10 protein-coding genes are annotated in these 12,378 nt (G+C 33.2%); 6 read left to right on the top strand and 4 right to left on the bottom strand.

From position 1 onward, the window contains the following. Window positions 1-228: 228 nt before the first annotated feature. Together GQ40_RS08675 and GQ40_RS08670 are read left to right on the top strand one after the other, a co-directional pair. Window positions 229-1,809, top strand: a complete 1,581-nt coding sequence (locus GQ40_RS08675) for a helix-turn-helix transcriptional regulator (protein ID WP_047547572.1) — start codon at window positions 229-231, stop codon at window positions 1,807-1,809. 136 nt (window positions 1,810-1,945) lie between these two features. Beyond that, window positions 1,946-4,516, top strand: coding sequence for a T9SS type A sorting domain-containing protein (locus GQ40_RS08670; protein ID WP_047547570.1), 2,571 nt, complete (start codon window positions 1,946-1,948; stop codon window positions 4,514-4,516). Between the two features lie 228 nt (window positions 4,517-4,744). Here the strand turns inward: GQ40_RS08670 and GQ40_RS08665 are convergent, their stop codons facing one another. After that, on the bottom strand, window positions 4,745-5,683 hold the full coding sequence (locus GQ40_RS08665) for a LysR substrate-binding domain-containing protein (RefSeq protein ID WP_047547568.1): 939 nt from the start codon (window positions 5,681-5,683) through the stop codon (window positions 4,745-4,747). Window positions 5,684-5,828: 145 nt separating this feature from the next. Between GQ40_RS08665 and GQ40_RS08660 the strand changes: the two genes are divergently transcribed. Beyond that, window positions 5,829-6,308, top strand: a complete 480-nt coding sequence (locus tag GQ40_RS08660; RefSeq protein ID WP_047547564.1) for a Dps family protein — start codon at window positions 5,829-5,831, stop codon at window positions 6,306-6,308. Window positions 6,309-6,389: 81 nt separating this feature from the next. Here the strand turns inward: GQ40_RS08660 and GQ40_RS08655 are convergent, their stop codons facing one another. Continuing rightward, complete coding sequence (locus GQ40_RS08655) at window positions 6,390-6,809, bottom strand: DUF2141 domain-containing protein (RefSeq protein WP_047547563.1); 420 nt, start codon at window positions 6,807-6,809, stop codon at window positions 6,390-6,392. A gap of 185 nt (window positions 6,810-6,994) precedes the next feature. On the opposite strand from GQ40_RS08655, the gene GQ40_RS08650 reads away from it, so the two are divergent. Both GQ40_RS08650 and GQ40_RS08645 read left to right on the top strand, forming a co-directional pair. Beyond that, window positions 6,995-7,651, top strand: coding sequence for a class I SAM-dependent methyltransferase (locus GQ40_RS08650; RefSeq protein ID WP_047547561.1), 657 nt, complete (start codon window positions 6,995-6,997; stop codon window positions 7,649-7,651). Between the two features lie 273 nt (window positions 7,652-7,924). Further along, a complete protein-coding gene (locus GQ40_RS08645; protein WP_047547559.1) occupies window positions 7,925-8,524 on the top strand; it encodes a DUF1684 domain-containing protein in 600 nt (199 codons plus the stop codon). Between the two features lie 176 nt (window positions 8,525-8,700). Here the strand turns inward: GQ40_RS08645 and crcB are convergent, their stop codons facing one another. Then, entirely contained in the window at window positions 8,701-9,066 is a 366-nt protein-coding gene (crcB, locus tag GQ40_RS08640) for a fluoride efflux transporter CrcB (protein WP_047547558.1), read from the bottom strand. Window positions 9,067-9,069: 3 nt separating this feature from the next. Then, a complete protein-coding gene (locus tag GQ40_RS08635) occupies window positions 9,070-10,092 on the bottom strand; it encodes an SRPBCC family protein (protein WP_047547557.1) in 1,023 nt (340 codons plus the stop codon). Window positions 10,093-10,205: 113 nt separating this feature from the next. Here GQ40_RS08635 and GQ40_RS08630 point away from each other — a divergent pair, with 113 nt between their 5' ends. After that, the gene (locus GQ40_RS08630) at window positions 10,206-12,245 is read left to right on the top strand and encodes a dipeptidyl-peptidase 3 family protein (protein WP_047547556.1); all 2,040 of its coding nucleotides are present in this window, start codon (window positions 10,206-10,208) and stop codon (window positions 12,243-12,245) included. The last annotated feature ends 133 nt before the right edge of the window (window positions 12,246-12,378 follow it).

Here is a 12,378-nt window from a genome sequence, read left to right as displayed (position 1 = left end):
TAAAAAAGCGACTTAATTGTCGCTTTTTTTATGATACAAACTGAAATTATTCTTTTAGAAAATCTTTTATAGAATCGAATATTCTGATATGTATTTGATTTTAAAATAGTTGTTTATTTTTTATATTGATTAAGCTATGTGAAAACAAAAACTTATCAATTAAAAAAGCGTTTCATAATTCATATTTTATAATTTTACAATTATTACGTAATCACAAATTATTTACAATTGAATTATAAGTTCAAAAACTCTTTTTTAGTATTTGTATTATTTTTCTGCATTATTCTCAATGCTCAGAAAAATGAGAGAAGCAACTATTTAAGATATGTTGATTCCGCAGATATAAAGGTTGATGATTTTCCTGATTTGGCAGAACTATATTTAGATTCCATCCCCAAGCCTTTAGAAAATCATATCGATGGACATTTAGCAAATTATTATTATTTGAGAGGCTTAATAAGTGATAGGTCAAATAATAGAGCCGAACTTTTTCAGGATTTTTTAATGGCATTAAAATATGCAAAGCTTGAAGAAAACTATGATATTGCTGGAATAGCCTCCATTGAAATATTCTATAACACTTTTTTTTTAAGTAAAAGTAAAGACTCTACTGCTTTTAATTATCTAAAAGAAGCAAAAGAATATTTTGAGAAAGCTAATAATTATAATGGTCTTATTGAAGTGGAGCAAATGTATGCATACGTTGAGCTTTATAAAGAAAATTATGATAAGAGCAATTCATTGATTCTACCAAATCTTCAAAAGTATAAAGACATAAAAGACGACGGATATTATTATTTGTATGCATTGTTTATTCTAAGCTCTAATTATATCCATCAAGAAGATTTAGGTAATTCGCATAAGTATTTAAATCGTATAAAAGCTTTAAAATCAGATACCACGATATCCAAATACCTTCTTGATTTTCATAAATCCTCAATAAATCTATGTATTGCCGATTATCATCTTGATAAAAAAGATGCAGATTCAACACAATATTATTTAAACGAGGTTAGGGAATTAAAGTATGCAATGAGTAATAGTGATTTTGAGCTCTATTTTAAGTTTTATGCCAGTTATTATGATCTAGTTGGCGACTCTAAAAATATGAAGCGATATGTTGATTCACTAGCAATTTTCCAAACTAATTTGATTGATAAAAATTTGGAAGCAAGTTTAAAAATCAATGAGTCTTTAAAGCAATCTGAGAATCTTCTAGATAGTGAGACTAATAAAAGGCTATTGAATAGAAATTTAATAGTTATACTCTGTTTGATTTTATTGGTTTTTTTAGCTATAGTAATTATAAATTATAAAAAGTTTAATAAAATTATTGCTAGCTACATAAATAGAGAGGAAAAATCTGAACACTTAAAATCAAAAAATGAGAAGCTTAAAGTAAAAGTTGTTGGATTAGAACAGTATATTTTAAAACTCAAAGACGACGTTAAAATGATATCTACTATTACTGAACCTATAGAATTACGTAAAAACATAAAAGAACTTTATAAGGATATCCATCTAAAATCTACCACAGAGCTAAAAAATGGGGAAAATCATTTGGATTTGATAAATGATTTAAACGCTGTTTTTTTTAATGATATAAAAAATGCTTATCCACAATTAAACGACTCAGAAATTATAATATGTTACTACATATTTACCGGTTTCAAAAATATAGAAATAGCAAATTTTCTAAATGCTTCAATAAGGTCTGTTGAAAGTAAACGTTATAGAATTTCCAAAAAATTAGAAATTGATTCTAATCAAACCAGTTTAGCAGAGCATCTTCAAAATAGGTTTAGCTAATTAGTAACACCTTCCTTTTTTACCGGTTTTATTAATGTGCGTAGTATTTGCGTAGTTAGTATTGTGCCTAAATCTCTATATCTTATTCATATTTGTAGCACATTTTCTTAAGCTATTAATCAATACATTATTTACTATGAAAAAAACAATTACTCTTTTCTTTTTATTCATCACTTTTGTGATGTTTCCGCAGTCAACAGACTACAAACTCGCACCTCTAAAAAAGTCGAGTAATTACTTTGAGGTTGTCAATCAAATGCGACAGGAACTTGCACCTTTAAAAACAAGCACTCTAAAATCTGATATTAAAAAGATCAAACAATTTGAGCGATGGGCATTTTACTGGAAAGACCGTGTAGATTTACAAGGTAATTTCCCAAGTGAATTATTAGGATTTTACAATGCAGGATTATTAAAGGCAGATGGAACTTTAAATCTTTCTTTAAATACTTTAAGTCGATCGACTCAAAGTTCACAGTTATGGTCAAACATAGGACCGCAAACTGTGCCAGACGCAAATGGTTATTCAAATGCACCACAAATGGGACGACTTACGAGTTATAAAAAATTCAACAAAGTGCCAGAAGCACAAAGCGTTTTATTTGTAACAGCTCCAGTTGGAGGGATTTGGAAATCTACCGATAATGGAAGTACTTGGTCTCCAAAGCTAGATCAATTAGCTGCTATTGGTGTTACAGATCTTGACGGAAGCTCAAATGACGCAAATAACCCAGGAACAATTTATGTCTCTACGGGTGATTACGATGCAGATCATATTAAATCAATAGGTGTTTTAAAATCTACAGATTTTGGAGAAACCTACCAATCTACTGGTTTGTCTTTCACTTTAGACGAGCAAGAAACAACATCTAACTTAATCGTCATAGATGACAATACTGTTATTGTTGGTACAAATCAATTTATCAAGAAAACTACAGATGGTGGTGCAACATGGACAAACACATATACGCACGCTTACACTGATGCAGCTATTGGGAAGTTTCATAGAAACGGATCAAATATCATAGCTTGTGACAGTTGGGGAGGAATTTTATTTTCTTCGGATAATGGAGAAAATTGGATCCAGTTGATCGTTGAAGGTAATAGTTTTACAAGACACGCATCAACGTCTGATGCTGCAACGGGTATTTTTTATATTCAGAATGAAGCAGGACAAGTATTTACATATAATCCAGCAGATGCATCTCCAACGTTAACTTCTTTAGGCGTTCCTACAACGGGATACAATGCTCAAGGCACATACAACCAAGCTTTAGCGGTAAAAAACGGTTTAATTGTAAGTGGTGGAGTTGATGCCATCAATTCTGATGATAATGGAGGGTTTTGGTATACTACACTGAATAATGCTTGGGAGGATAATTCTTCAGCAGGTTCTTACGGTCATGCAGATATTCATGAAATGGGAGCAGAAACTGGATCGAATTATGATTTTTGGGCAGTCAATGATGGCGGTTTGATTTACTTTTCGTATTCGGGAATTTCCGAAGAAAAACCAACTGTAAACTATATTTCAGATGGTGTGATAGTAACTCAAATTTATTCTGTTGCTATTTCTCCACAAAGTGAAGATCATAAAATTATTGGTAACCAAGATAATGATGGTTATAGTTTAGAGATGAAAGATGGGTCTTTACAGTGGGTTTCTGCCTTAGCTGGTGACGGTACGTGTACTGCTATAGATTATACAAATCCACAAATACGTTATCTAGGATCACAAAATGGTAATTTGAGCAGAACAGATATTGGTTTTCCTAGTTATGATTCGGCTACCTTTTTAAATACTCCATCAACTGGTGCTCCATTTGTTTGGACACTTAAAATGAATACAACAATACCAACAACTTTATATGGTGGTTTTGCTGAAGTTTATAAAACAACAGATAAAGGTGCTACTTGGTCAAACCTAAACTCTGGAGCAGGACAAATCTCGTACATAGAAACGTTTGGTAATAACTTAATGGTAATTGGTGAAAACGGAGCAAGAAAATCAAGTAACGATGGTGTTGCATGGTCTTCAATTTCAGAGCCTGAAGCTAGTGCTAAATTAAACTCATTATCGGTTAATCAAAATAACAATAATATTATTTACGCAACAGTAAACGGTTATGTTGATGGATCTAAAGTGTTTAAATCAATAGATGGAGGTAGCTCTTGGGTTAACATTTCCGCAGGATTACCAAATGTAAAAATGACGCAAGTTGTTTTTAAACAAAACCAAGGTTCAAACGAAATTCTGTTTGCGGGTACAGAGGTTGGAGCTTATTACAAAACAGGTTCTGGAAACTGGGAAAAACTAGGTCAAGGCTTACCAAATGTAAATATTAGTGACATAGAAATTAACTATACGGTAGATAAATTAGTAGCTGCAACTTATGGTCGTGGTCTTTGGGAAATTAGCATAGATAACAATACTTTGGGAGTTAATGAAATCGCTACCACAGATGATTTAACACCAGTTATTTTTCCAAATCCTGCTGTTGATAATGTATTAAATATCAAATTGCAAAACGTTAGCACTTCATTTGATTACATCATGTATAATGTTGTTGGAGGAGTCGTTTCTAAAGGTGAACTAAATCCAGGTTTAAATACTATTGATTTAAATCGAATCGCTTCTGGTGTTTATGTTTTGAGAATGACTAGTGGTAATTATGTATCAACTCAAAAAGTTATTGTTAAAAACTAAAGAACTATAGCTTTATATTATATAAAGAAAAAAGCGACCATTCGGTCGCTTTTTTTTATTGTATTTTTTGTTTCGTTTAATGTAACTCTGATAAAAAATCATTTTCATGCTTTTTATCAATCTTTAGACGAAGTTCGACTATTTTTTCTAGAAAGTCAAATTTGGTTTTTAGATTATGTTATTAATTTTTTTACTAAAAACATTTCAAAATCAATTATTAAAAACTTTTTATTTTGGCAACGGACTAATAATCTCAACATTTTGAAACGCAATAGCACCTCTAATAATTCCGGAAATCACATTGTGCAGCGCATCAATAATCTGCATTTTGAGTTCATTTTTGTGGTAAATAATACTTACTTCCCTTGCAGGAGAAGGCTCATTAAAATGATGGAGTCTTTCGCTCATTTTATCGTTTAGATCTAATGTGTTTAAATAAGGTAACAATGTCATGCCCAAACCTTCATTGGAGAGTTTTATAAGTGTTTCTATACTTCCACTTTCTAATTGAAACGCATCATCTTCATGACTTTTAAAAGCTTTGCAGAGATTGATTACACCATCCCTAAAGCAATGGCCATCCTCTAAAAGTAACATGTCATCAATATCAAGATCTGAGACATCGATCTTTTTCTTGTCCTTTAATCTATGGTCTTGTGGGATGTAACCAACAAAAGGTTCGTAATACAGCACTCGCTCTTTTATAGCATCATGCTCTAAAGGTGTAGCAGCAATGGCAGCATCTAAGTGGCCATCCATGATTCGGGTTATGATTTCTTCCGTAGTTAACTCTTCTATTTTCAATTTCACCTTCGGAAACTTCTTTATAAACGATTTTAGAAACATGGGTAAAAGCGTAGGCATGACTGTTGGGATAATCCCTATTCTAAATTCACCACCAATAAAACCTTTTTGCTGGTCTACGATATCCTGGATACGGTCAGACTCATCAACAATGTTTTTTGCTTGTTGTACAATCTTTCGACCTACATCTGTTAGCTCAATTGGTTTTTTGCTCCTGTCAAAAATCTGGATGTCTAATTCGTCTTCTAATTTCTGGACTTGCGTACTTAATGTGGGTTGTGTAACGAAACATTTTTCCGCAGCTTTGGTGAAGTTCTTATGTTCTGCAATGGCGAGAACGTAATGTAATTGTGTAATAGTCATTTGTATTCATTTAGACTATAAAAATATAAAAACTATTTATAAAAACTATCGTTTTACGCGTTAATTATAAGCTAATTTTGGTTGATAAGGTTGGAAGTTATTTAACTTTATACAACAAATTTTAATTCATAAAATAATATATAGTATGTCACTTAATAGTATAGGTCTAGATACCAAAAAAACAAAATCAATTGCTAAGGATTTAAACACACTTTTGGCAAATTTTCAATTATATTATCAAAACTTACGTGGTATCCACTGGAATATTAGAGGTAAGCGATTTTTTGATCTTCACGTTAAGTTTGAGGAACTTTACACAAATGCTAACTTAAAGGTAGATGCAGTTGCAGAACGAATTCTAACATTGGGCGAAACCCCTTTGCATACGTTTGATGATTATATCAAGGCAGCTAAAGTGCCTGTTGGGAAGAACATTTCCGAAGATGAAAAAGCTGTTGAGCTTATTGTAGAATCACTTTCAGAATTACTGAAACTTGAGCGTCAAATTCTTGACGATTCTGCAGATGCCAATGATGAAGGTACAAACGCAATGATGAGTGATTTTATCACCGAACAGGAAAAAACGGTTTGGATGATGAAGGCTTGGTTGGGAGAGAGTGTTTAAATTTCCGAAGAAAAATGATTAAATGAAAAACCCTTTAGATTAAAGTCTAAAGGGTTTTTTGAGTTGATTGGTGAAGTTTTTTTAAAACCTAATTGATAAATCGACATTCTCATTACCAACTGTAAACTTTGCATCTTCGTATACTGGAGGCCCAAAACTTCTTGGGTTGTTAGACATACCGTAAGATTCCTTTGGCATTCCGTTAGCTTCAAAGTCCATTCTTTCATTTCCGTTTAAATCATGCAATAACATAATAGCATAGTCTCCAGGTTGGACGTTCTCAAAGGTCAAGGTTGCTTTTCCGTCTTTAATATCTGCCGAAGCACTTTGTATTGGAGCAGCTTTCATAAACGTGTCTTTGGTGTTCAATGAAGCTACTATTTTACCATCGTCACTTTTTGCGTTTTCAATGGTTACCGTAATTGTTTGCCCTTTGTTGTCTTGAGCAAATCCTAAAGTTGAGATGATTGTTAATGCGATTGTTAAGAATACAGTTTTCATAATATGTTGTTTTAATGGTTAATTGTTATTGTTTGATGATTCAAATATCTAAAGAATTAAAAACTTTACATAAATCGTTTTACCCAATTGTATGATTTTAGGGATGAGTTGTAGAAATAGAGATATTTTGTTGGTAATCTTGTTTCTGAAATGTGCTAAATTCACGCTTTGACATTATTTTGATTATGAAATCGAACAAAAAACCTTGGCCAACAAAAAAGGCTATGGATCAAGTGTATGAAATGCATCTTTGGGGCAAGAATGGAAACCCCTTTTATTCGGGCGAAGGCTCGCATCGTTCTGAAATTATAGATCCATACATAAAAGCTGTCACCTCATTTTTAAAATCTTTTGAAGAACCATTAGTGGTTTGTGATTTGGGTTGTGGTGACTTTAATGTTGGTAAGCATTTTGTAAAATTCACCAAAAACTATATTGCAGTAGATGTTGTTGAAGAGTTAATAAATTATAACAAGCAAAATTTTAAGGCTAACAATTTAGAGTTTCAATGTTTGGATCTCGCAACAGATCATCTGCCAGCTGGAGATTGTGCGATTTTGAGACAAGTACTTCAGCATTTATCAAATAGAGAAGTACAGCATATTTTAGATAAACTCAGCAATTTTAAATATGTTATTCTTACTGAACATGTGCCCAAAGGTCAATTTAAAGCCAATAAAGATATCATTTCTGGACAAGGTACTAGACTGAAAAAACAAAGCGGATTACAGATATTGGATGCGCCTTTTAATTTTGTAGCTAAAAGTGAAAATACGTTATCGACCGTCACTTTAGAAGATGACAAAGGAATAATTGTGACAACGCTTTTTGAAATATCTTAATAGATGTTGATTTTAGGATGTGATCTATAATATTAGAAAATTAGTTTTCGTTTCCCTTATTTTTTTGCTACGGAAATTTCCCTTCCAGTTCCTACTTGAAGCGAAAGAATTAAAAAGGTCTTTATGTACTATTAAGCCCAAAATGCAAACCAATTGTAAATTTGGACATTTACTCATTCTCGATTAAGTTTTACCTTATTGTGATAGATATTCTCAGGTCAATTATAAAATCAAAAATCAAATTGTATTTTTGGAAGTTCCAAAATAAATCAAATGAAACACCTATTAACAGTTCTGCTATGTATTGCGACAATGAGTTGCGCTCAAGAAAAAACACCAATAGCTGGAGATACCGAATTTCAGAGAAAAATTAATGCGGAATATAAAGATGCTACCAAATCACCATTAAAAAATAAAGACCGAAAAGACTTTAAAGGACTCGATTTTTTTAAGTTCGATTCAACCTTTGTTGTAAAAGCGAGTTTAGAAAGAACACCAGATTCTAAATGGTTTAAAATGCAAACAACAACGAGTCGAGTTTCCGATGAACGCATTTATGGTGTATTAACTTTTGAATTAAAAGGACAAACTCACCAACTCAATATCTACCAAGGTAAAGATCTAATGTCAACGGAAGGTTTTGAAGATTACCTATTTCTTCCTTTTTTAGACAATACCAATGGAGAATCAACTTATGGTGGCGGACGTTACATAGACATGAAAATCCCAAATGCTAATACTGTTGAAATTGACTTTAACAGAGCTTACAACCCCTATTGTGCCTATAATGAAAAATATTCTTGCCCAATTGTGCCAAGAGAAAATTATTTAGATATAGAGGTTAGAGCAGGAGTGAAGAAGTTTCATGATTAGTTACTAGATTTTAGTCTTCAGTCTTCAGTCTTATTTCGGCAGTTACCAATTAAGGATGGTTTTAAGTTTGATTTGTGATTAGTAGAGATTTTTAAAACTTATTTTAAAAGTTGAGTTCGATATGTTTTCACAACAATGGGCTGTTGCTTACTTGAGCCTTTTCACTGTAAACCCATTTATTTCGCCAAGTACATTCCGAAGAAAACCGCAAGAAATCCCAAAACGAAACTAGCAATGGTATATATCGCAAAACTCATAAAATCTCCCGATTTTAATAACACGTGGTTCTCATAGGCAAAGGTTGAAAAGGTGGTAAATCCTCCACAAAATCCAGTTGCCAGAAGTAAGGTTTGATTAGATGAAAGGGTATCGTTTTTTGCAGCAAAGCCTAAAATGACTCCTATTAAAAGACTGCCAATAATGTTAGCAGCGAATGTTCCGTAGGGAATTCCGTTTTGAGGATTATTGAGAAATTTCCCGATAAAGAAACGTAATACGCTTCCAAATCCGCCACCTATAAAAACAAGTAAAATTTGTTTCATCAATTACTCGACTTCAAGATAAATTTCAGTAAGCCAATCTGCAGGATTTGGAGAATCATCCGGTCCTTTAATATAAGATTCTATAGCTATTCCCGTTTCTAACTGGATCAAATTATTGTTCTTGACGTAAGCCATAGCTTTATCCCAAGCTTCTTGTAAATTAGAATAATCGCCTTTTAGCGTAGTTTTCACAGCTTTAAAAGGCTCTAATTGTCCTGTTAAAACATTAGGGTCTGATGTTATGATTTTTGATGTTGTTGGGACGCAACAAGAAAACATCACCGTATTATTTTCTAGATCCCACTTGTGATAGATTACAAATGGTTTTCCTGCCATCGTAATATTATTTGAAATAGCATAACCACCAACTTGTGGCATCATTTCTTGCATTTTTTGTTTGAAATCTTCCATTTTGGCAGATGTCGTATTGTAGATGTAAAATCCGCCACTGTGCTGGGTAATACCTTCCACATCTATAGTGTATTTACTCATGTCTGCCTTTACAATACTGTCCAGTTTAAATAGACCTCTTTCAAAATCTGGCGCTGTATTTTTCTCAATTGAGCCTGCAAATGCAACATATGCTTTGGTCATAAAGTCTTGTTTGCCTTTCATGGCCCAAGTTACTTTTGTGCCTTCTTCTACAGGTTCAAATGTCCAAACAATATTAGATTTAGATTCCATAGGTTCTACAAATTCTATTTCCTGTTCTATCATTTTATTGTCGAGAACATCAATTGTTTTCATACTGCCAATTCCTAAATCCTCGCCTTCCCAGCTATATCCTGCGCCTACACCAGAGGTTGTATCCTTATATGCAAGAACTGCATTTTTATCCTGCTCAATCCATGGAGAAAATCGTGGCCACTCTTTAAAATCATTGACGGTGTTATAAGCAACGGGAGTTGGTGCTTTGATTATTCTACTTCTGTTAAATTCATATTCATTGGGTTGGACAGCAATATAAATTGCAAAACCAATAAATAAAATGAGTAGTAAAAAGAGAATATATTTGAGTGCTTTCATTTTGCGATTAGTTGTTAAGTTAATTAGGTAATCAAAGATAATCAATTTTGACAGATGTTAAATAAGTATGCATAAATGTTTACATTTGTGTTACAACAATTAAATTTTTTAAAATGAAATTAAAACACATTGGTATGCTTGCATTGGTAACCGGTTTTATGTTCTCATGTGGTGAGGACAAAAAAGAGGATATGGCAGTGTCTGAAAAGGTTGAAAAAACTGAAGATTTTGACTTTAACGTAGAGCAATTTGCAGATATAAAAATACTGCGTTACCAAATTCCGGGATGGGAGAATTTAACGCTAAAAGAACAAAAATTAGCCTATTATCTTACACAAGCTGGCTTATCTGGTCGCGATATTATGTGGGATCAAAATTACAGACATAATCTAAAAATTAGAAAAGCCTTAGAGACTATTTATGCTAACTACAGTGGCGATAAAAATACAGAGGATTGGAAAGCTTTCGAAACCTACGTGAAACGCGTATGGTTCTCAAACGGTATTCACCACCATTACTCAAATGATAAATTGAAACCTGAATTTTCTTCGGAATATCTAAAAACGTTACTTGCAGACACAAACGCCACTCTAGAGGGAGAAGCTTTTGAAGTCATCTTCAATGACAAGGATTCTAAAAAAGTGAATCTTTCAAAAGGTGTTGACAACGTACTTATGTCTGCTGTGAATTTCTACGGTCCAGATGTGACTACTGCAGATGTTGAATCTTTCTACGGAAAAATGAAATCTCCAAATCCTAAAAAGCCATTGTCATACGGTCTAAATTCACAATTAGTGAAAGAAGACGGACAATTAAAAGAGCGTGTATATAAATCTGGAGGCTTATACGGAAGTGCCATTGACGAGATCGTAAAATGGCTAGAACTAGCTCAAGGTGTAGCAGAAAATAAAGCACAAGGTGATGCGATTGGATTATTGATCAAATATTATACAACAGGAGACTTACAAACCTGGGACGATTACAATGTAGCTTGGACAGCAGCAACAGAAGGCAATATCGATTACATTAACAGTTTTATTGAAGTCTATAACGATCCTGCTGGATACAGAGGTTCTTACGAGACAATCGTACAAATCAAGGATTTTGACATGTCAGAAAAAATGTCTGTATTATCTGAAAATGCACAATGGTTCGAAGATAATTCATCATTATTGGATGAGCACAAAAAAGATAGCGTCGTAGGTGTAACCTATAAAGTGGTTAATGTTGCAGGAGAAGCAGGAGATGCATCACCAAGTACACCAATTGGCGTAAACTTACCAAATGCAAACTGGATTCGTGCAGCAGTTGGTAGTAAGTCTGTATCATTAGGAAACATCATCCATGCATACAATAATGCAGGTAGTACAGGACGTTTAAAAGAATTTGTACACGATGACGAAGAATATGAGTTAGAGGAAAAATATGGTCAAGTAGCAGATAAATTACATACTGCACTTCACGAAGTAATCGGTCACGCGTCAGGGCAATTAAATCCTGGAGTTGGAGAAACAAAAGAAACACTCAAAAAATATGCATCTACTTTAGAAGAAGGTCGTGCAGATTTAGTTGGATTATACTATTTATATAGCCCTAAATTACAAGAATTAGGTTTGGTTGACGATTGGAAATCTGTTGGAAAAGCAGCTTACGATGGTTACATTAGAAACGGATTGATGACCCAGTTAATTAGACTAAATCTTGGTGATGACGTAGAAGAAGCGCACATGGTTAACAGGCAGTGGGTTTCAGCTTGGGCTTATGAAAAAGGAAAAGCAGATAACGTCATCGAAAAAGTAACTCGTGACGGTAAAACGTATTTTAACATCAACGATTATGAGAAACTACATGACCTTTTCGGGCAGTTATTAAGAGAGACACAACGTATCAAATCTGAAGGTGATTACAAAGCAGTCGAAGAACTGGTTGAGGGTTACGGTGTAAAAGTAGACCAAGCTATCCATGCAGAAGTTCTTGAGCGTAATAAGCAATTCACATCGGCACCTTACAGTGGTTTTGTAAACCCTGTTCTTGTGGCAGAGAAAGATGATAATGGTGAAATAACCGCTATCAATGTAACGCAGCCAACTACTTTTGAAGGACAAATGTTGCGTTATGGTAAGGATTATGGTTTTCTTCCTTCGGAAAATTAAAAACTCAAAAATTTAGATTGAAAAAGGATGTAATGGAAATTACATCCTTTTTTTATTGTCTTAAAATTTTAATAAATAGAAATTTGCGTAAAAGCGTTAAAATTTCCGAATAAAAGACATTACACAAACACAA

The organism is Psychroserpens sp. Hel_I_66, assembly GCF_000799465.1.
In the GTDB taxonomy this organism is placed as follows: domain Bacteria; phylum Bacteroidota; class Bacteroidia; order Flavobacteriales; family Flavobacteriaceae; genus Psychroserpens.
Note: the sequence above shows the minus strand (reverse complement) of the source record. Positions and strands in the feature narration are given on the sequence as shown.

Excerpts from the sequence above, each read along its gene's own strand:
- GQ40_RS08670 (WP_047547570.1), top strand. The coding sequence starts at position 1,946 with ATGAAAAAAACAATTACTCTTTTCTTTTTATTCATCACTTTTGTGATG.
- GQ40_RS08665 (WP_047547568.1), bottom strand. The coding sequence starts at position 5,683 with ATGACTATTACACAATTACATTACGTTCTCGCCATTGCAGAACATAAG.
- GQ40_RS08660 (WP_047547564.1), top strand. The coding sequence starts at position 5,829 with ATGTCACTTAATAGTATAGGTCTAGATACCAAAAAAACAAAATCAATT.
- GQ40_RS08655 (WP_047547563.1), bottom strand. The coding sequence starts at position 6,809 with ATGAAAACTGTATTCTTAACAATCGCATTAACAATCATCTCAACTTTA.
- GQ40_RS08650 (WP_047547561.1), top strand. The coding sequence starts at position 6,995 with ATGAAATCGAACAAAAAACCTTGGCCAACAAAAAAGGCTATGGATCAA.
- GQ40_RS08645 (WP_047547559.1), top strand. The coding sequence starts at position 7,925 with ATGAAACACCTATTAACAGTTCTGCTATGTATTGCGACAATGAGTTGC.
- crcB (WP_047547558.1), bottom strand. The coding sequence starts at position 9,066 with ATGAAACAAATTTTACTTGTTTTTATAGGTGGCGGATTTGGAAGCGTA.
- GQ40_RS08635 (WP_047547557.1), bottom strand. The coding sequence starts at position 10,092 with ATGAAAGCACTCAAATATATTCTCTTTTTACTACTCATTTTATTTATT.
- GQ40_RS08630 (WP_047547556.1), top strand. The coding sequence starts at position 10,206 with ATGAAATTAAAACACATTGGTATGCTTGCATTGGTAACCGGTTTTATG.